The sequence below is a fragment of the Citrobacter sp. Ce119 genome (genome assembly GCF_030334525.1).
GTDB classification, from domain to species: domain Bacteria; phylum Pseudomonadota; class Gammaproteobacteria; order Enterobacterales; family Enterobacteriaceae; genus Citrobacter; species Citrobacter europaeus.
On the sequence record NZ_JAOWDR010000041.1, the window covers coordinates 190,823 to 207,431 of the forward strand.

Annotated in this window: 18 protein-coding genes; 5 read left to right on the forward strand and 13 right to left on the reverse strand. The window is 52.5% G+C overall.

Annotated elements, in window-relative coordinates:
• Window positions 1-178 precede the first annotated feature (178 nt).
• Complete coding sequence (gene hpt, locus OGV80_RS05325; RefSeq protein ID WP_042312274.1) at window positions 179-715, forward strand: hypoxanthine phosphoribosyltransferase; 537 nt, start codon at window positions 179-181, stop codon at window positions 713-715.
• Between the two features lie 69 nt (window positions 716-784).
• On the opposite strand, the gene can is transcribed toward hpt, so the two are convergent.
• Window positions 785-1,447: a carbonate dehydratase gene (gene can / locus OGV80_RS05330; protein ID WP_043018450.1), complete on the reverse strand. Its 663-nt coding sequence runs from the start codon at window positions 1,445-1,447 to the stop codon at window positions 785-787.
• Between the two features lie 108 nt (window positions 1,448-1,555).
• Between can and OGV80_RS05335 the strand changes: the two genes are divergently transcribed.
• The 4 genes from OGV80_RS05335 (at window position 1,556) to OGV80_RS05350 (ending at window position 5,084) form a co-directional block, all read left to right on the forward strand.
• Window positions 1,556-2,482 (forward strand): ABC transporter ATP-binding protein, encoded by a 927-nt coding sequence (locus tag OGV80_RS05335; RefSeq protein WP_286513941.1) that lies wholly within the window; start codon window positions 1,556-1,558, stop codon window positions 2,480-2,482.
• A complete protein-coding gene (locus OGV80_RS05340) occupies window positions 2,479-3,249 on the forward strand; it encodes an ABC transporter permease (RefSeq protein WP_008786229.1) in 771 nt (256 codons plus the stop codon). The genes OGV80_RS05335 and OGV80_RS05340 overlap by 4 nt, the downstream gene beginning before the upstream one ends.
• A 103-nt stretch (window positions 3,250-3,352) precedes the next feature.
• Complete coding sequence (locus OGV80_RS05345) at window positions 3,353-3,793, forward strand: PTS sugar transporter subunit IIA (RefSeq protein WP_043018452.1); 441 nt, start codon at window positions 3,353-3,355, stop codon at window positions 3,791-3,793.
• A 61-nt stretch (window positions 3,794-3,854) separates the two neighbouring features.
• Complete coding sequence (locus OGV80_RS05350) at window positions 3,855-5,084, forward strand: polysaccharide deacetylase family protein (RefSeq protein WP_286513942.1); 1,230 nt, start codon at window positions 3,855-3,857, stop codon at window positions 5,082-5,084.
• A gap of 6 nt (window positions 5,085-5,090) precedes the next feature.
• Here the strand turns inward: OGV80_RS05350 and panD are convergent, their stop codons facing one another.
• From panD to gluQRS, 12 genes are all read right to left on the reverse strand, one after another.
• On the reverse strand, window positions 5,091-5,471 hold the full coding sequence (gene panD, locus OGV80_RS05355) for an aspartate 1-decarboxylase (RefSeq protein WP_000621526.1): 381 nt from the start codon (window positions 5,469-5,471) through the stop codon (window positions 5,091-5,093).
• A gap of 95 nt (window positions 5,472-5,566) precedes the next feature.
• The gene (gene panC / locus OGV80_RS05360) at window positions 5,567-6,421 is read right to left on the reverse strand and encodes a pantoate--beta-alanine ligase (protein WP_043018454.1); all 855 of its coding nucleotides are present in this window, start codon (window positions 6,419-6,421) and stop codon (window positions 5,567-5,569) included.
• An 11-nt stretch (window positions 6,422-6,432) separates the two neighbouring features.
• The gene (gene panB / locus OGV80_RS05365; RefSeq protein ID WP_043018455.1) at window positions 6,433-7,227 is read right to left on the reverse strand and encodes a 3-methyl-2-oxobutanoate hydroxymethyltransferase; all 795 of its coding nucleotides are present in this window, start codon (window positions 7,225-7,227) and stop codon (window positions 6,433-6,435) included.
• Between the two features lie 146 nt (window positions 7,228-7,373).
• Window positions 7,374-7,958: a fimbrial-like protein gene (locus OGV80_RS05370; protein WP_220771672.1), complete on the reverse strand. Its 585-nt coding sequence runs from the start codon at window positions 7,956-7,958 to the stop codon at window positions 7,374-7,376.
• Between the two features lie 11 nt (window positions 7,959-7,969).
• Complete coding sequence (locus OGV80_RS05375) at window positions 7,970-8,584, reverse strand: fimbrial protein (protein WP_286513948.1); 615 nt, start codon at window positions 8,582-8,584, stop codon at window positions 7,970-7,972.
• A 14-nt stretch (window positions 8,585-8,598) separates the two neighbouring features.
• The gene (locus OGV80_RS05380) at window positions 8,599-9,165 is read right to left on the reverse strand and encodes a fimbrial protein (RefSeq protein WP_286513950.1); all 567 of its coding nucleotides are present in this window, start codon (window positions 9,163-9,165) and stop codon (window positions 8,599-8,601) included.
• On the reverse strand, window positions 9,152-11,788 hold the full coding sequence (locus OGV80_RS05385; protein ID WP_502873990.1) for an outer membrane usher protein: 2,637 nt from the start codon (window positions 11,786-11,788) through the stop codon (window positions 9,152-9,154). Before OGV80_RS05385 ends, OGV80_RS05380 begins: the two co-directional genes overlap by 14 nt.
• Window positions 11,789-11,818: 30 nt before the next feature.
• Window positions 11,819-12,553: a fimbrial chaperone gene (locus OGV80_RS05390; protein ID WP_286513952.1), complete on the reverse strand. Its 735-nt coding sequence runs from the start codon at window positions 12,551-12,553 to the stop codon at window positions 11,819-11,821.
• Window positions 12,554-12,729: 176 nt separating this feature from the next.
• On the reverse strand, window positions 12,730-13,323 hold the full coding sequence (locus OGV80_RS05395; RefSeq protein WP_286513955.1) for a fimbrial protein: 594 nt from the start codon (window positions 13,321-13,323) through the stop codon (window positions 12,730-12,732).
• Between the two features lie 361 nt (window positions 13,324-13,684).
• Complete coding sequence (gene folK, locus OGV80_RS05400; RefSeq protein ID WP_286513958.1) at window positions 13,685-14,176, reverse strand: 2-amino-4-hydroxy-6-hydroxymethyldihydropteridine diphosphokinase; 492 nt, start codon at window positions 14,174-14,176, stop codon at window positions 13,685-13,687.
• Window positions 14,177-14,227: 51 nt separating this feature from the next.
• Window positions 14,228-15,625, reverse strand: a complete 1,398-nt coding sequence (pcnB, locus tag OGV80_RS05405) for a polynucleotide adenylyltransferase PcnB (RefSeq protein ID WP_204363990.1) — start codon at window positions 15,623-15,625, stop codon at window positions 14,228-14,230.
• Between the two features lie 71 nt (window positions 15,626-15,696).
• Window positions 15,697-16,593 (reverse strand): tRNA glutamyl-Q(34) synthetase GluQRS, encoded by an 897-nt coding sequence (gene gluQRS / locus OGV80_RS05410; RefSeq protein WP_193146019.1) that lies wholly within the window; start codon window positions 16,591-16,593, stop codon window positions 15,697-15,699.
• Window positions 16,594-16,609: the final 16 nt, after the last annotated feature.

The following is a 16,609-nucleotide window of genomic DNA, read 5'->3' on the forward strand; positions in this document are numbered from 1 at the left end:
TCTTTAATAGCAGTTAATTATAGGAGCTAAAACGCGTGACCATTGTCACATTATGAACTTTATCAACAGATGCCGCGTATGAATGCTTTTGCTGGTATACTGCGTGCCTTGCGCTTAGATGCTGGCTTATTAAAAGTAAGCATTAAGTGATTTGTTTTTAAATCATATGGTTAGAGATATGAAACATACTGTTGAAGTCATGATCCCGGAAGCGGAGATCAAAGCGCGTATTGCTGAACTGGGACGTCAAATTAATGAACGTTACAAGGACAGCGGCAGCGATATGGTGCTGGTTGGTCTGTTACGCGGCTCATTTATGTTTATGGCGGACCTGTGCCGTGAAGTGCATGTCTCCCACGAAGTCGATTTCATGACTGCATCCAGCTATGGCAGCGGCATGTCTACCACGCGCGATGTTAAAATCCTGAAAGACCTGGATGAAGACATTCGTGGCAAAGACGTGCTGATTGTTGAAGACATCATCGACTCCGGCAACACGCTGTCCAAAGTGCGTGAGATTCTGAGCCTGCGCGAGCCGAAATCCCTGGCTATCTGTACGCTGCTGGACAAACCTTCCCGTCGCGAAGTGGATGTTCCGGTTGAGTTTATCGGATTCTCTATTCCAGATGAGTTTGTTGTCGGCTACGGCATTGACTATGCCCAGCGTTATCGCCATCTGCCGTACGTTGGCAAAGTGGTGCTGCTGGACGAGTAATGTCGGGAGCGCCTGGTGGCGCAGGTTTGTAGGCCGGGTAAGGCGTAGCCGCCTCCCGGCAATGTCACATTATTTATGGTTGATGTGTTTCTGACTAAGGTTAGACAACCCCTGGCGATAACGCTGCTCCAGCGTTTCGCGACTGGTGGCGGTGACGTCCAGATCGCGCAGCAGGCCATCATGAATACCGTAAGCCCAGCCGTGAATGGTAACTTTCTGACCGCGCTTCCAGGCTGAACGCATAATCGTTGAGTGGCCCAGGTTATACACCTGCTCCATGACATTAAGTTCGCACAGGGTGTCCATGCGACGTTCCTGCGGCATTTCGCCCAGCAGTGAGCTGTGTTTGAACCAGATATCGCGAATATGCAGTAACCAGTTATCAATCAGCCCCTGTTCTTTATTTTCAATAGCCGCCTGGACGCCGCCGCATCCATAGTGGCCGCATATAATAATATGTTCCACTTCCAGCACATCCACCGCATACTGAACCACTGAGAGACAGTTCAGGTCGGTGTGAATAACCAGGTTGGCCACGTTACGGTGAACAAACAGTTCACCCGGTTCAAGACCGGTTAAACGCTCAGCGGGAACGCGGCTATCGGAACATCCAATCCATAGAAAACGCGGATTCTGCGCATGTGTCAGGGTTTCAAAAAATCCGGGATCTTCTTCTACCAGCATCTTTGACCATAGTGCATTGTTGCTGATGAGTGTATCTATGTCTTTCATGGAGTTGTACGACCCGAAGCCAGATAAATTCGATGGGCTAATATAGGGTAACTCCAGCATTAATTAAACTATATATAAAATGTCAGAACGTAAGGTAAGTAAAAAACCATGACCATTGCTCTGGAACTTCAACAACTTAAAAAAACCTATCCCGGTGGCGTTCAGGCGCTACGCGGCATAGATTTGCAAGTCGAAGCGGGTGATTTTTATGCGCTTTTGGGACCGAATGGCGCAGGTAAATCTACCACCATCGGCATTATCAGTTCGCTGGTGAATAAAACTTCCGGACGGGTAAGCGTCTTCGGCTACGATCTCGATAAAGATACGGTTAACGCTAAACGTCAGCTTGGTCTGGTGCCACAGGAGTTTAATTTTAACCCGTTTGAAACCGTGCAGCAGATCGTGGTCAACCAGGCAGGCTACTACGGCGTTGAGCATAAAGAAGCCGTTAAGCGTAGCGAAATATATCTAAAACAGCTCGACTTGTGGGAAAAACGTAACGAGCGCGCGCGCATGCTTTCCGGTGGGATGAAGCGCCGTCTGATGATTGCCCGGGCGCTGATGCACGAGCCAAAATTACTTATCCTGGATGAACCGACGGCGGGTGTCGACATTGAGCTGCGCCGTTCAATGTGGGGCTTTTTAAAGGATTTAAACGATAAAGGCACCACCATTATTCTGACCACCCACTATCTCGAAGAAGCGGAAATGCTGTGTCGCAATATCGGCATTATTCAGCACGGCGAGCTGGTGGAAAATACCTCGATGAAAAGCCTGCTCTCCAAGCTGAAATCCGAAACCTTTATTCTCGATCTGGCGCCGAAAAGCCCGCTGCCAAAACTGGAAGGTTATCAGTACCGGCTGGTGGATACCTCCACGCTGGAAGTGGAAGTTCTGCGTGAACAGGGGGTCAACAGCGTGTTCTCACAGCTGAGCGCCCAGGGGGTACAGGTATTGAGTATGCGCAACAAGGCGAACCGACTGGAGGAACTGTTTGTTTCCCTGGTGCATGAAAAACAAGGAGATCGCGCATGATGCAGCTTTACTGGGTAGCGCTGAAAAGCATCTGGGCGAAAGAGATCCACCGCTTTATGCGGATCTGGATCCAAACGCTGGTTCCTCCGGTCATTACCATGACGCTCTATTTTATTATCTTCGGTAATTTGATCGGCTCGCGTATCGGTGAAATGCACGGTTTTAGCTACATGCAGTTTATCGTGCCGGGGCTGATTATGATGGCGGTGATCACCAACTCGTACGCTAACGTGGCATCGTCATTCTTTAGCGCCAAGTTTCAGCGCAATATTGAAGAACTGCTGGTCGCCCCGGTGCCGACGCACGTGATCATCGCCGGTTTTGTCGGCGGCGGCGTGGCACGCGGCCTGTGCGTAGGCATTCTGGTCACCGCTATCTCACTGTTCTTCGTGCCGTTCCAGGTGCACTCGTGGGTCTTTGTGGCGCTCACGCTGGTGCTGACGGCGGTGCTGTTTTCGCTGGCCGGATTGTTGAACGCGGTTTTCGCTAAAACCTTTGACGATATCAGCCTGATCCCGACCTTCGTGCTGACGCCGCTGACTTATCTGGGTGGCGTGTTCTATTCGTTAACGCTGCTGCCGCCGTTCTGGCAGGGACTGTCGCATCTGAACCCGATTGTCTACATGATTAGCGGTTTCCGCTACGGCTTCTTGGGTATTCATGATGTTCCGCTGGTCACCACGTTTGGCGTGCTGGTGGTATTCATTGCGGCGTTTTACCTGCTGTGCTGGTACCTGATTCAGCGCGGACGCGGCCTGCGTAGCTAATTCTTTCTTCCTCTCCCTGGCCGGGAGAGGAAGACTTTTGATGCTTATCACCATTACCGATTTATCACCCTGATAAACTACTTGCCTGCTAAGGAGGTAGGCAATGTTAGGTTGGGTAATTACCTGTCATGACGATAAGGCACAGGACATGCTGCATCGTCTGGAGAAAAAGTACGGCCCGTTGGTCCAATGCCAGGCGGTAAGCTTTTGGCGTGGACTCAGTTCGAATATGCTAAGCCGCATGATGTGTCATGCCCTGCATGCCACCGACTCAGGCGAGGGCGTGATCTTCCTGACGGATATGGCCGGGGCCGCGCCTTACCGCGTCGCTTCGTTAATGAGCCACAAACATTCCCAGTGTGAAGTGATTTCAGGTATCAGCTATCCATTGCTTGAGCGAATGATATCGTCGCGGGAATCGATGAGCAGTTCTGCGTTTCGCGATTGCATCGTCGCGCTTGGCGGGCCTGAAGTCTCTAGCCTGTGGCACCAACAACAGAAAAATCCCCCGTTCGTATTGAAGCATGATTTGTATGAGTATTAATCATTGGTATTGATGGCGCTTTTGCTACAATAGCCGGGGTTTCTCGCCTCGGTTATCTCATATGGTTATTCGCGTTCTGCTTGTTGTAGTGCTCCTGTTCTCTGGCAGCGTCGCCGCGGCTTTGCCTGCTCGCTATATGCAAACCACCGAAGCGGCCGCCGTATGGGCGCAGATTGGCAATAAGATGGTGACGGTCGGGAATATTCGCGCCGGGCAGATCCTTGCCGTTGAGCCCATCGCGGCAGACTATTACGAATTTACCTTTGGTTTTGGCACCGGATTTATTGATAAGGGACATCTGGAGCCGGTTCAGGGGCGGCAGAAAGTTGACGATGGTCTGGGCGATCTCAATAAACCCCTCAGCAATCAAAGCCTGGTGACCTGGAAAGATACCCCGGTTTATAATGCTCCGGATGTGGGTAGCGCCCCGTTTGGCGTGCTGGCGGATAATCTGCGCTATCCCATAATCAGTAAGCTTAAAGACCGTCTCAACCAGACCTGGTACCAGATCCGCATCGGCGGCAGACTGGCCTACATTAGCGCGCTGGATGCGCAGGAAGACAACGGTATCCCGGTGTTAACCTATCACCATATTCTGCGCGATGAAGAGAACACCCGCTTTCGTCACACCTCCACGACAACCTCCGTACGCGCCTTCAGCAACCAGATGGCCTGGCTCCAGGACCGCGGCTATACCACGTTGACGATGTACCAACTGGAAGGCTATATCCGCAACAACATGAACCTCCCGGCGCGGGCGGTGGTGCTGACTTTTGATGATGGGCTGAAGTCGGTGAGCCGTTATGCTTACCCGATTCTGAAGCAGCACGGCATGAAGGCAACGGCGTTTATCATCTCCTCACGCATCAAGCGCCACCCGCAGAAGTGGGATCCGAAATCGCTGCAGTTTATGAGCCTTTCTGAACTGAACGAGATCCGCGACGTGTTCGACTTCCAGTCGCATACTCATTTTTTACATCGGGTGGATGCCAATCACCGGCCAATCCTTTTGAGTCGCAGCTATCACAACATTCTGTTTGATTTTGCCCGTTCGCGCCGGGCGCTGTCCCAGTTCAATCCTCACGTCCTGTATCTTTCCTATCCGTTTGGCGGTTATAACGCTACGGCGGTAAAAGCGGCTGGCGACGCGGGATTCCACATGGCGGTCACCACGGTGAGAGGGAAGGTTAAGCCGGGGGATAATCCGTTCTTATTGAAAAGACTTTATATTTTAAGAACGGATTCGCTGGAGACGATGTCGCGGCTGATAGTCAATCAGCCGCAGGGGTAAGGGCTGTCAGGCAACCTGTACCGGAATGGCTTTCGCGGTACGCTTCATCTCGTTGTCGCCTTCAAAGTAGGCGACTTTCGGACGCCAGGTACGGGCTTCTTCATCAGACATGGTGACGAAGCTGGCGATAATCACAATGTCGCCAACTTCAGCACAGTGCGCCGCCGCGCCGTTCACCGAGATGATTCTGGAGCCGCGTTCAGCCGCAATCGCATAGGTTGAGAAACGTTTACCGTTGGTCACGTTCCAGATATCAATAGCTTCGTTTTCCAGAATACCAGAGGCATCGAGAAAATCCTGGTCGATGGCGCAGGAGCCTTCGTAGTGCAGGTCCGCCTGCGTAACTTTTACGCGGTGGAGCTTGCCTTGCAGCATGGTGCGAATCATAACTTCTATACCCTGTCGTTTACCTTGGCTAAGCAGGCGCGAGTGGCCTGCTTTGAGAAATTCTCAGGCAGTATTGCCTGATTTTTAACCCGTGTCTACTGGGCTAATGTAACGCTTTGATTATCGATCAGGCGCGCCTGACCCAGCCAGGCGGCGGCGAGAATCACCGCGCGTTTACTGGTTTCCGTCAGCTCCAGCAGGGTGTCGGCATCACGAATCTGAATATCGTCGGCGCGAAAGCCTTTTTCATTCAGTTCCTGCTCGGCAATGGCAATAATCTCTTGCAGCTCACGATGACCCGCAATCAGTTTTTCAGCGATGCCGTTCATCACTTTGTGCAAACCCGGCGCAATTTTACGCTGCTCTGCGGTCAGATAACCGTTACGCGAGCTAAGCGCCAGACCGTCTTTGGCGCGAATAATCGGCACGCCGACGATCTCAATGTCATAACCCATATCCGCCACCATTTTGCGGATCAGCGCCAGCTGCTGGAAATCTTTCTCACCAAAGCAGGCGATATCTGGCTGGATCAGGTTAAACAGCTTGCTGACGATCGTGGCAACGCCACGGAAGTGGCCTGGACGGCTGGCGCCTTCCAGCATGGTGGAGAGGCCGGGAACATCAACGAAAGTCTGGCCTTCCAGACCCTGCGGATAGATTTCTTCCACGGCTGGGGCAAATACATAATCGACTTTGCGCTTGTTCAGCTTTTCGCAGTCTTCCTGCAGCGTGCGCGGATAACGCACCAGATCGTCCGGCCGGTCAAATTGCATCGGGTTGACGAAAATGCTGACGATGACCACATCGGCCCGGGCTTTTGCTTCATCGACCAGCTTCATATGGCCATCGTGCAGGTTGCCCATGGTGGGAACCAGGGCGACGCGTTTGCCTTCCTGACGCAGACGACGAATATGCTGGCGCAGCAGCGGCAGGGTTTCGATAATTAACACACCTTGACTCCTTAATGGAAACTGTGTTCTTCGCCCGGATAAACGCCGGACTCCACTTCAGCCATATACTGCCGCACTGCGGCGCGCATGTCGCCCGCTTCGGCAAGGAAATTTTTCGCGAATTTTGGAATATGACCGCCGGTGATGCCAAACGCATCGTGCATCACCAGGATTTGCCCGTCGGTGACGTTACCTGCGCCAATACCGATAACCGGAATCGACAGCGCCTCAGTGACGCGCTTCGCCAGCTCAACCGGCACGCACTCCAGCACCAGCAGTTGAGCGCCGGCGGCTTCTAAGGCCAGCGCGTCGTCCAGCAGTACCTGTCCGGCGTCGCCGCGACCCTGAATTTTATAGCCGCCGAAGATATTCACCGACTGGGGGGTTAATCCCAGATGACCGCAAACCGGCACCGCGCGTTCGGTGAGCATTTTTACGGTATCCGTAAGCCAGGTGCCACCTTCGATTTTGACCATATTCGCGCCCGCGCGCATCACGATGGCGGCGTTTTCAAATGCCTGCTCCGGAGTGGCGTAAGCCATAAACGGCAGGTCGGAGAGCAGCAGGCAGTTGGGCGCGCCACGGCGCACGGCGCGGGTGTGGTAGGCAATGTCTTCCACGGTGACCGGCAGGGTGGAGTCGTGCCCCTGTACCGTCATGCCCAGCGAATCGCCAACCAGCATCACGTTGAGGCCAACATCGGCGAACAGTTTAGCAAAGCTATAGTCGTAGGCAGTGATTGTTGCGAAGCGCTTTTTCTCTTGTTTGCATTTCTGCAGCACAGCGATAGTAGTGGGTTTGCTCATAACCTCTCCGGCCATAATATTGATGAATAGAATGGGCGCATTGTAGGGGAATGAAGCAGAAAAGCGTTAGCCCTTTGTGGGAATTCCCGACGGTGTTCCGTCGGGAATATGTTTAGGGAACTGGCTGTTGTGAACGGACCGTGGCGTTATTCGTATTTTACATTCACTAACACACGGCTGCTTAACTCACCTGGCGTCACCGTGCCGCTATCAAGGATTTTTTGCATTCTGGAGTAAAAGGTCCAGCTGGTATCGCTGTAGGCCGTTGCGTTAAAGGTTGCTCGCGATGTGCCATCCGTATTCAACACATTCTTACGCGGGGCGTCCGTGGTAAAGATCACCACGCCTACGTTGTCTGCTCCGCCTGCGCTCTGAATAAGCTCGTTGGCAAACACCTGCTGATTGCCCGCGGCAAACTGCCCGCTTTGCGGCGTGAATTCAAACGTCACATTGGTCATGGCTCCGTCGCTGACCGGGCAACTCAGGAGCTTAATGGAGAACTCTTCTCCCCCCTTATAGTCGCTTTCGGCGGAAATGCCGTCAGCGAAATAGGCGGGACCTACGGTTGCGAAATTTACCGTTCCACTGCCATTAATTTCTATCTGGCAGGTATCCTTCTGCACGGTGGCGGTGAAATCCACGTTGGTGTCGGCATACAGCGGCCCAACAACCAGGGCTGTTGCCAGCCCTGGAATTAACGCGGAGAGTGTGAATCTACGCAAACGCATCATGGCGATTACCGTTACTGGTAAGTAATGGTGAACGTGGTTGGTGAATAGAAATCACCGGCGGTAAGCGTATTGAGTGCCGAGCCAGTTACCGGGGCCATACGAGCACTTAACGGGAAATCCACTGGGGTGGTAGACGTCGCTGCACTCAGATCCACTGTTTGGGCATTTTTGTTATAACAATGTAATTGCACACTGTTTGTACCTGCTGGTGTCTCGGTGGTCCACACTTCTACTGCGACCTTGGCTGCTTTGCTTTCGGATGATGACATATTCGCAAATTCAGCATTTTGACCATTTCCGCCAGCGCAACCACCACCGCTTGCGGCATGATCTAATACGACAGTCGCTGTCTTATCTTTTAATCCTGCGCATTCGCTAAAACGCAGCTTAAACGGTTTCACTTTTGTTTTTGCAAAAACTTCAGAGATATAGACATTACCAAAGCCAATGGTGTTGGTGGCGGTCTCGCCGTCAACCACCGATGCTGAACAGGTGCCGGCGGTGATATTAGCCTCTACGGTTAAATCCAGGCTTGCCGTGCCGTCGGCCTGCGCCAGGGTGGAAACGCCCGTACCCATCGTTGCCAGTGCGCCAAAAATTAACCCGCGCAAAAATTGTTTTTTCATTATCATCGTCCCTGTTATTGATAAGTGAAGGTAAAGGTCGCTTTGGAGCTGAATGCGCCGGTGGTGCCCGCGCCATCCGTCAGTTCGCGCAGCGCCACGGTCATTTCAAGGGCGTTGTTGTTGCGCTCTTCAGGAGACCAGGTGAGGGTGCCGGACCCCGGCGTTAAATAGGTTTCGCCGCTGGTACTTTTACGCTTAAAGCCCATACCGATATTGGTGGCGGCACCGGTATCGGAAGATTCATTTTTAATAAAATTGCCGCTGGCGGAAGCGGATGTCGCCAGTGTGGTGGTGATACTGGTCATTGAACCGGCACAGTCGCTGGAGACAAACTTAAAGTTCTTCTGCGATTCCGCCGATTTTTTGACGATCTTATCCAGACCGACGTCGCCCACCGTTAACTTAAAGCCGTTGGTTGCGTCGCCGGAAACGGATGAACCATCCAGCGCGGCAATGGTCATGTTACAGGTGGTGCCCAGTACGGTCGCGGTGAAGTCGACGTTCACTGTTTCCGCCTGGGTGGTCAGCGGAAAAAGTACCGCGAGTACGGAGGCAGCTAAAAAGCGCTTATTCCTTTTCATTGGGGATTCCATTTGTATTGTGGTTAATGACACGACACGTAATGTTGTCTAACAGTAGAGTCTGGCTGGCGCCGACCTTCTGTTGTGTTGCAGGCAACTGGAAGGTTGCCGTACAGGTAGCGGGCTGGTTATTTTCAAACCAGCGCACCGTAAGTTCGCCGCTGTCGCTAATGCCGCGAACAAATGCCTGGCCGCCCTGGCCCATATTGCCGATCTGCACGTCGTTCTCGTAGACTTCAGCGCCGAATGGAATGGTTTTACCATCGTCGCGCGTCATGTTGAGAATGGCTGAACGTCCTTCATCGGTTTCAAAACTGGCGAAAACGACCGCGCCATCGCGTGGAACCAGGGTGGCGCTGGTGCTCTTGAGCTCGACGTCGTTATCCATTGTGTCAATGTCGAGGTTGACCTGGTTTTCACGGTAGGCCGTCAGCGAGTTCGTTGCGCCGTAACCCCAGCGGTCAATGGTGCTGCTGCCGCCGTTAATTTTGGCGCCTTTGGCGCCAGGGGCTTTCACCAGCACGATGGCATCGCTGTTGTTGAAGCTGTCGCTGGAGAAGGTCAGTCCGCCGCTGTGCAGTACAAAGCCGCCATTGGTGGAAAGCGAGTACTGACGGTTGCTGTCGTTATTGGCGGAGGCAGAGGCCGAAATATCACCCCACGGCGACTGGTAGCTGGTGTAGCCGCCGACATCAGAGATGTTCTTACCCTCTTTTTGCATGGTGTAGCCGGTATTGACGCTGTAGTTGAACTTGCTGTCTTCGCTGCTGCCGCTACTGTTCATGCTGAGCTGATGCCCACCGTTAAAATCGGTACGCATCTGGGTGCTCAGGTTATTGAAGCCTGAGCGGCGATGTTCACCGCCCAGCAGGTTTGCCAGCGGTATGTTGAAGTTGATATAGAGCGAATCATCCTTCTCGCCTTCTTCATCCCAGGTGCGCTGCAGGTTGATGCTCATGCTGCCCCAGGAGAAGCCTTTCCCGTAGCCCAGGCTGTAATCGCTGCGGCTTTCATTGCTCGCCCAATAGTCGGTCCAGGTGGCTGACAGATAAAATGAACCGTAATCAACCTCAGCCGACTGCAAAGGCTGGTTCATGCTGACGGTGACCTGATTCTTCATGCGCGAGAAGTTATTCATGGTGTCCTGCTCGGCATCTTCACCTTTGAATTTGGCGTCGTCGATAAGCTCGATAGCATCATTCAGGCCGAGATAGTTTTGCGTCGAATAGCGGTAAGCCGCGACGTTGAACGACGTATCGGTCGCTTCAATCAGTTTGTTCCACGTTACGCGATAGCTTTGACCCTGATAGGTTTTGTCGTCAGGGATTTCCGCGCGCGAGTGGGTCACGTCGACCGCCAGCGCGCCAAAGGACGTGTTCAGGCCGAGGCCGAAGAGCCCTGCAAGATAGTTATTATCCGTGGCCTGAACGCCGGTGTAGGCCGTCAGCACGTTGTTCAGACCGTAGTAGTACGAACCCTGCGCCATATTGGGCTTGTCGTGAAGTTCGTCGTTATTGACTTCACCGACGCTCAGATCCCAGCGCCCGACGCCCGGACGCTGCATCTGCATGACCGAAGAGAACGGCTGAGAGAAAGTGCGTTTGCTGCCGTCGGCTTCTTCGATGGTGACGACCAGATCGCTACCGTAGCCGGACGGGCTGATATCGTTGATTTCGAAAGGTCCGGGCGGGACGGTCGCTTCATAAATCTTGTAGCTGCCCTGAGTGATGGTCACTTTGGCGTTGGTGTTGGCGACGCCGCGGATGATCGGCGCGTAGTTAGCCAACTGCGAAGGCAGCATGCGGGTGTCGCTATACAGACGCGCGCCGCGAATATTCACCGAGTCAAAGGTTTCGCCGGTGGTATAGGCTTCACCGACGATCAGCTGTGAGCGTAGTGACGGAAGGTCGCGCTGCAGATAACGGTTCTGATAGTCAAAATTACTGTCGCCATCTTTCGTCCAGTTATAGTTGCCGCTGGCGCGCAGGCGCCATGCGCCGAGGTTGATACCGGTGTTAAATGCGGCGTACAGGCTGTCGTTATCAGTACCATCGCTGGTGCTGTGGTAGCCGTTAAGGTTGTAGGACAACAACGCAGCTGGAATACCGCTTTCCCACAGGGACGGTTCAACATAGCCAGAATAACCTTTGATCAGCCACGCCTGTGGAATGGAGACATCCAGACGTTGTTCGCCCATATCAAAGCTCACGTTTGCCTGATCGATGAGCGCCGGAAGATTTAAACAGTCTTCCTCTTCTTCATTGCCTTTCTTCAGAATGGCTTGCTCACCGGAGAGTTCAGGCTGTTTGATATGCAGCTGCGCCAGATTCTTCGACGTCAGGCAGGCTTGCGCACTTTTTTTGCCGGTATCAATAAACGGTATCGACAGGGTGGCGACCGCTTTTTCGTTAACGTAAACCTTTACATTGTAGATCCCCGCTGGCGTTGGGTTGCCATCGGCGTATTTACTGATATCAATCGTTGAGGCACTGCTCCCCATCAGGAATGAGCTGTCATATTCAACGCTTTCGGCGGTTAAACCCGACTGGCTATAAAACAGTGCGCAGCAAACCGCCAGCAGCGTTTTTTTCGGCATCTTTTTTTTATGAGGAACGTTTTGCACCGTCTTTTATCCTGCGTTTTGATTAATCGATTACAGAGAAACGGAACCTTCGATCATGCCGCCGTAATCATTAATGGCGTGGTAGTCCAGCTTGCCTGAGGTGGCGTTTTGCAGACCTTTCACGCTGAAGGATGCTTTACTCAGAGGTGCGACCATGGTGGCGTCGACGGTGTAGCGTTTTCCGCCAACCGTAACGACGGCATCATTAAACGAAACGTAGTAAGGGGTTGGGTTATTCACCTGCACGGCTGCTTTGCCTTGTTCATTCCCCATCTGCCACTTCAACTGTTTGGTGGCTTCGGCAGGCGAGCCCTGTAAACCCGCTGGGCGATAAAACAATTTGATGCGAGTACGGAAGGCCAACTGCAGCAAGTTTTTGTTTTCTTCTTTGCTGGTGTCGGCTTTAGGCGGTACTTCCAGCACGTTAAACCAGAACACGCTTTCGCGGTCTTTTGGCAATGCGGTGGCCTGGGTATACATGATTTTTACGGATTGACCGCGTTTGGGTTCAATACGTGAAACCGGAGGAGTGGAGACGAATGGGGCCTTAATACTGCCCGGATCGGCATTATCGTTCCCAAGGTCAATCCAGTTTTGTACCAGCAACGGGCGGGTACCTTTGTTTTCCAGGCGGACGCTGACATCTTTTTTATTTTCATCATAAATGATGCGCGTGCCGGAAATAATGATATCGGCATGGCTGATATTACTAAATAAGCTTCCTGCAAGTACCAATGTGGTAAGCGTTTTCTTAAAATTCAACATGAGCATTCCTTGCCTGTAAATAGTTGTATGTTTATAAATCAATGACGGGGGAGTGATTGCTGTAGTCATCACCACCCCGTTATTACGCGACGCGTTAATAGAAAATGAATCCTGAATACTACATGGCGCTATTAACGATCGTCTTATTACCTGTTTATTTCATCGTTAAAAAACGATTACTCATAGGTAAAGGTATACATTGCGTTAGTGGTAACGTGACCAGGGGTTACGTCATCAGCCAGTACCGCTTTCACGTAGGAAGCCACGAAGTGGTAAGTAGCGACTTTGCTGGTATCGAAGGTGGCATCGTGGACGTCTGCGCCGTCAACTTTCATCAGGGTCTTTTTGTCTGCGTCATGAATCGCGATGTTTACGTTCTTCGCAGCAGCCATGCCAGCGGCAGTCAGGTTGGTATCGTTATTCAGAGTCCCTTTGGTATTGCCAAAAGAAGAGACCATTGACAGTTTTGCAACGGTGGTGCCGCCAACGACTTCGGATGCATCTTTACAGTTCAGAATGATAGTGAACGGTTCTTCGAGTGCGCCGTAAGTGGTATCAGCGACTTCAGTGGTAATATCACCTGGGGTCGCAGTACGCAGATAGATATTACCGTCGGTGGATTCATCGCCACGGCTGGTGGAAACGACTTTAGAACAGGTTGTTGCGCTCACTAAACCGTGAAAATTAAGCTGGCCGCCCTGATCCGCTGCCATTGCTGAAGTTGAGCCCATTGCCATAACCATGGCTGCTGCCAAAATTGCTTTTTTCATTACTGTATCCTTACAGGACTTGAAATATTAGATAATTGCTATTTTGCTATAATAAATAGCAGGGACATATTCTAACTGTTAGTAATGTTTTGTAAAATAATTTGGGTTTATAGATTTTATGAAATCATTTTATTTTGGCATTATTTTGGGGAAAGTCTTATTTGGTTTTTGGGGTTATATTTTTACAGGATATGGTTTTGAGTGATGGCGTACGAAAACTAATCAATAATTATTCTTTAATAATAATTATTTTGCATGGGTTATGGTGTGATAGCGTGTATAAATTAAATTTGCTAAAAACAAAATGTAGTTTAATTTATATGAAAAGTATTTTCGTAGTTAAAATTTTTATATAACGCTGCTACCAGCGTGCAGGGCAGGGGGAAGTTTGCTGGACGAGCAACGCAAGTGATTGTTGATCATCCGGGAAGATAAGCTCTGGCGCAATTTCGTATAACGGCCACAGCATAAAACCACGGTTTTTCATGTCGTAGTGCGGCACAGTCAGACGGTCGGTGGTAATCACTTCGTCGCCAAACAGCATAATGTCGAGATCCAGCGTGCGTGGCCCCCAGCGTTCAGCTTTGCGCACGCGGCCCTGTTGCAGTTCAATACGCTGAGTATGGTCCAGCAATGCTTCGGGGGCGAGGGCGGTTTCCAGCGCCACGGCGGCGTTCAGGTAGTCTGGTTGATCCTGCGGACCTAACGGCGGTGTGCGGTAAAACGAGGAGATTGCCACGATGCGGCTGTCGGGAATGTCGCCAATCGCTTTGACGGCAGCATTAACCTGCTCCAGCGGGGAAGCGAGGTTACTGCCGAGGGCGATATATACCCGTCGTGTTTCAGGCTGCATCTGCGTCACCGCCTTGATGCAACCCGAAATCCATTGGGTATACGTGATGGGTCATGCGGAACCTTCGCGACGCGGCGCGCGTTTACGCGGGCGACGATGACGACGGCGTACGTCTGGCTCTTCATCCAGTTCGTTCAGCATGCCTTTTTGTTCCGGCGGCGCTGAAACCTGGAATTCACCCCACCATTTCGCCAGTCGTTGCAGTTCGGCATTGTTTTCTACTTCGGCGCGCAGGGCCAGCAGATCGTAAGCGGCGCGGAACTTCGGATGCTCCATCAGCTTCCAGGCGCGTTTACCCTGACGACGAGACATGCGTAGCTGCAGCTGCCAGATATCGCGGGTCAGCGAGGTCAGACGTTTTGGTATAGCCAGCGAGCGGCAGGCTTCGTCCAGCACGTCGTTCATTGCCAGCGCGAAAGCGTCGTAGTAGGCCAGACCGCTTTCCTGCGCAATTTTCTGTGCGGCTTCCAGTAACGGATACCAGAACATGGCGGCGAACAAGAACGCCGGGTTAACGCGCATATCATTATGAATGCGGTTATCGGTATTCTTCAGTACCTGGGCGATGATGCGTTCCATCGGGCTGTCACCGTCTTCGGTGAAATAGCGCGTAATAGTTGGGAACAGCGGCTGGAACAGGCTGTACTCACGCAGTTTTTTATAGGTTTCATACCCATAGCCCGCTTGTAACAGCTTAAGCGCTTCTTCGAACAGGCGTGCGGGGGGAATATCGTTAAGCAACGTTGCCAGACGCGGGATCGGCTCTGCGGTTTCCGGGCTGATACGCATGTCGAGCTTGGCGGCAAAGCGCACGGCGCGCAGCATACGCACAGGGTCTTCGCGATAGCGCGTTTCCGGATTACCGATCAGGCGAATGATGCCCTCTTCGAGATCCTGCATGCCGCCGACGTAATCGCGCACGGTGAAATCGGCCACGCTGTAATACAGGCTGTTAATCGTGAAGTCGCGACGCTGGGCATCTTCTTCAATGGAGCCGAAGATGTTGTCGCGCAGCAGCATGCCGTTTTGTCCGCGCTGGGAAGTTGTGCGATCGGACTCGCTGCCTTCATGATGACCGCGGAAAGTCGCCACTTCGATGATTTCCGGGCCAAACATGACATGGGCCAGACGGAAACGGCGACCGACCAGGCGACAGTTACGAAACAGTTTTCGCACCTGATCTGGCGTAGCGTTAGTGGTGACATCAAAATCTTTCGGCTTTTTGCCCAGCAAAAGATCGCGTACGCCTCCGCCAACCAGCCATGCCTCGTATCCGGCCTTATTGAGCCTGTACATTACCTTCAGGGCATTTTCACTGATATCTTTGCGGGAGATAGAGTGCTGCTCACGCGGGATTACCGTCATATGTGGACGGGCGACGGCAAGCTCGGCCTCGCGCTCCTCGCGGCTTAGCACCTTGCGGCAAAAATTAGCGACTCGGGTAAAAATAGTGCACCTCGGTAGTGTCAAACTTCAATCAGAACAAGTGTTGCTGTGTAAAAATAGCGGCTAATCATAGCTCAGCATGGCGCATTTGAGAATGGCGGATTTAATATCGCCGATTCTGGCACTGCTGTCAGGCTCCAGTTTTCCACTGCAAATGCCAGAATCTGCTCCACGCGCATCTCCTGCCACGGAAGATCGGCGCGCTGGCCGAGAAAGCGCAGCGCGGCGACAATCACCGGACGCGGATCGCCTTTCGGCAATGCAGGTGCATGATTTTGCTTGGAAAGTTTAGCGCCTTGCTCGTTAAGCGCCAGCGGCAGATGAATATAGTCCGGCGCCTGCCAGCCAAACTGTTGATACAATGAAATCTGCCGTACGGTTGGCTCGATAAGATCGGCGCCGCGCACAATCTCGGTTACGCCCTGGAAGTGGTCATCTACCACCACCGCGAGGTTATAGGCAAACAGTCCGTCGCGCCGGTGGATAATAAAATCTTCGCCTGCAAGCTGTGGGTCGGCCTGAATCACGCCGCGCAACTGGTCCGTAAACTGCATTACCGGATGGCGTTGCTTAATGCGAACTGCGGCCTGTTCAGGCCCGTGGCGCAGCTCACGGCAGTGACCATCGTAAATGCCGCCGACGCTTTGAATACGCGCGCGCGTACAGGTGCAGTAATAGCTCAGATCCTGCTGATGCAGCCAGGCGAGCGCTTCTCTGTAGGCGTCATGGCGCTGGGATTGCCACAAAATGTCGCCATCCCAGTGCAGTCCGTAATGTTCCAGCTGACGCAGAATCGTATCTGCAGCACCGGGAACTTCACGAGGGGGGTCAATATCTTCAATGCGTACTCGCCAGATTCCGCGCCGGGCACGAGCCTGCAGGTAACTGCCGAGGGCGGCAATCAGTGAACCGAAATGCAGTTCGCCGGAGGGGGAAGGGGCGAAGCGGCCAATATAGTGTGAATCGCTCATTTTGCGGACTAACAAA

What these genes read in the sequence shown, in the direction of transcription:
- OGV80_RS05335 (WP_286513941.1), top strand. Translation starts at nt 1,556, where the DNA reads ATGACCATTGCTCTGGAACTTCAACAACTTAAAAAAACCTATCCCGGT.
- gluQRS (WP_193146019.1), bottom strand. Translation starts at nt 16,593, where the DNA reads ATGAGCGATTCACACTATATTGGCCGCTTCGCCCCTTCCCCCTCCGGC.
- panB (WP_043018455.1), bottom strand. Translation starts at nt 7,227, where the DNA reads ATGAGCAAACCCACTACTATCGCTGTGCTGCAGAAATGCAAACAAGAG.
- can (WP_043018450.1), bottom strand. Translation starts at nt 1,447, where the DNA reads ATGAAAGACATAGATACACTCATCAGCAACAATGCACTATGGTCAAAG.
- OGV80_RS05380 (WP_286513950.1), bottom strand. Translation starts at nt 9,165, where the DNA reads ATGAAAAGGAATAAGCGCTTTTTAGCTGCCTCCGTACTCGCGGTACTT.
- hpt (WP_042312274.1), top strand. Translation starts at nt 179, where the DNA reads ATGAAACATACTGTTGAAGTCATGATCCCGGAAGCGGAGATCAAAGCG.
- OGV80_RS05375 (WP_286513948.1), bottom strand. Translation starts at nt 8,584, where the DNA reads ATGAAAAAACAATTTTTGCGCGGGTTAATTTTTGGCGCACTGGCAACG.
- OGV80_RS05395 (WP_286513955.1), bottom strand. Translation starts at nt 13,323, where the DNA reads ATGAAAAAAGCAATTTTGGCAGCAGCCATGGTTATGGCAATGGGCTCA.
- OGV80_RS05340 (WP_008786229.1), top strand. Translation starts at nt 2,479, where the DNA reads ATGATGCAGCTTTACTGGGTAGCGCTGAAAAGCATCTGGGCGAAAGAG.
- OGV80_RS05390 (WP_286513952.1), bottom strand. Translation starts at nt 12,553, where the DNA reads ATGTTGAATTTTAAGAAAACGCTTACCACATTGGTACTTGCAGGAAGC.
- OGV80_RS05345 (WP_043018452.1), top strand. Translation starts at nt 3,353, where the DNA reads ATGTTAGGTTGGGTAATTACCTGTCATGACGATAAGGCACAGGACATG.
- OGV80_RS05350 (WP_286513942.1), top strand. Translation starts at nt 3,855, where the DNA reads ATGGTTATTCGCGTTCTGCTTGTTGTAGTGCTCCTGTTCTCTGGCAGC.
- OGV80_RS05370 (WP_220771672.1), bottom strand. Translation starts at nt 7,958, where the DNA reads ATGATGCGTTTGCGTAGATTCACACTCTCCGCGTTAATTCCAGGGCTG.
- panD (WP_000621526.1), bottom strand. Translation starts at nt 5,471, where the DNA reads ATGATTCGCACCATGCTGCAAGGCAAGCTCCACCGCGTAAAAGTTACG.
- folK (WP_286513958.1), bottom strand. Translation starts at nt 14,176, where the DNA reads ATGCAGCCTGAAACACGACGGGTATATATCGCCCTCGGCAGTAACCTC.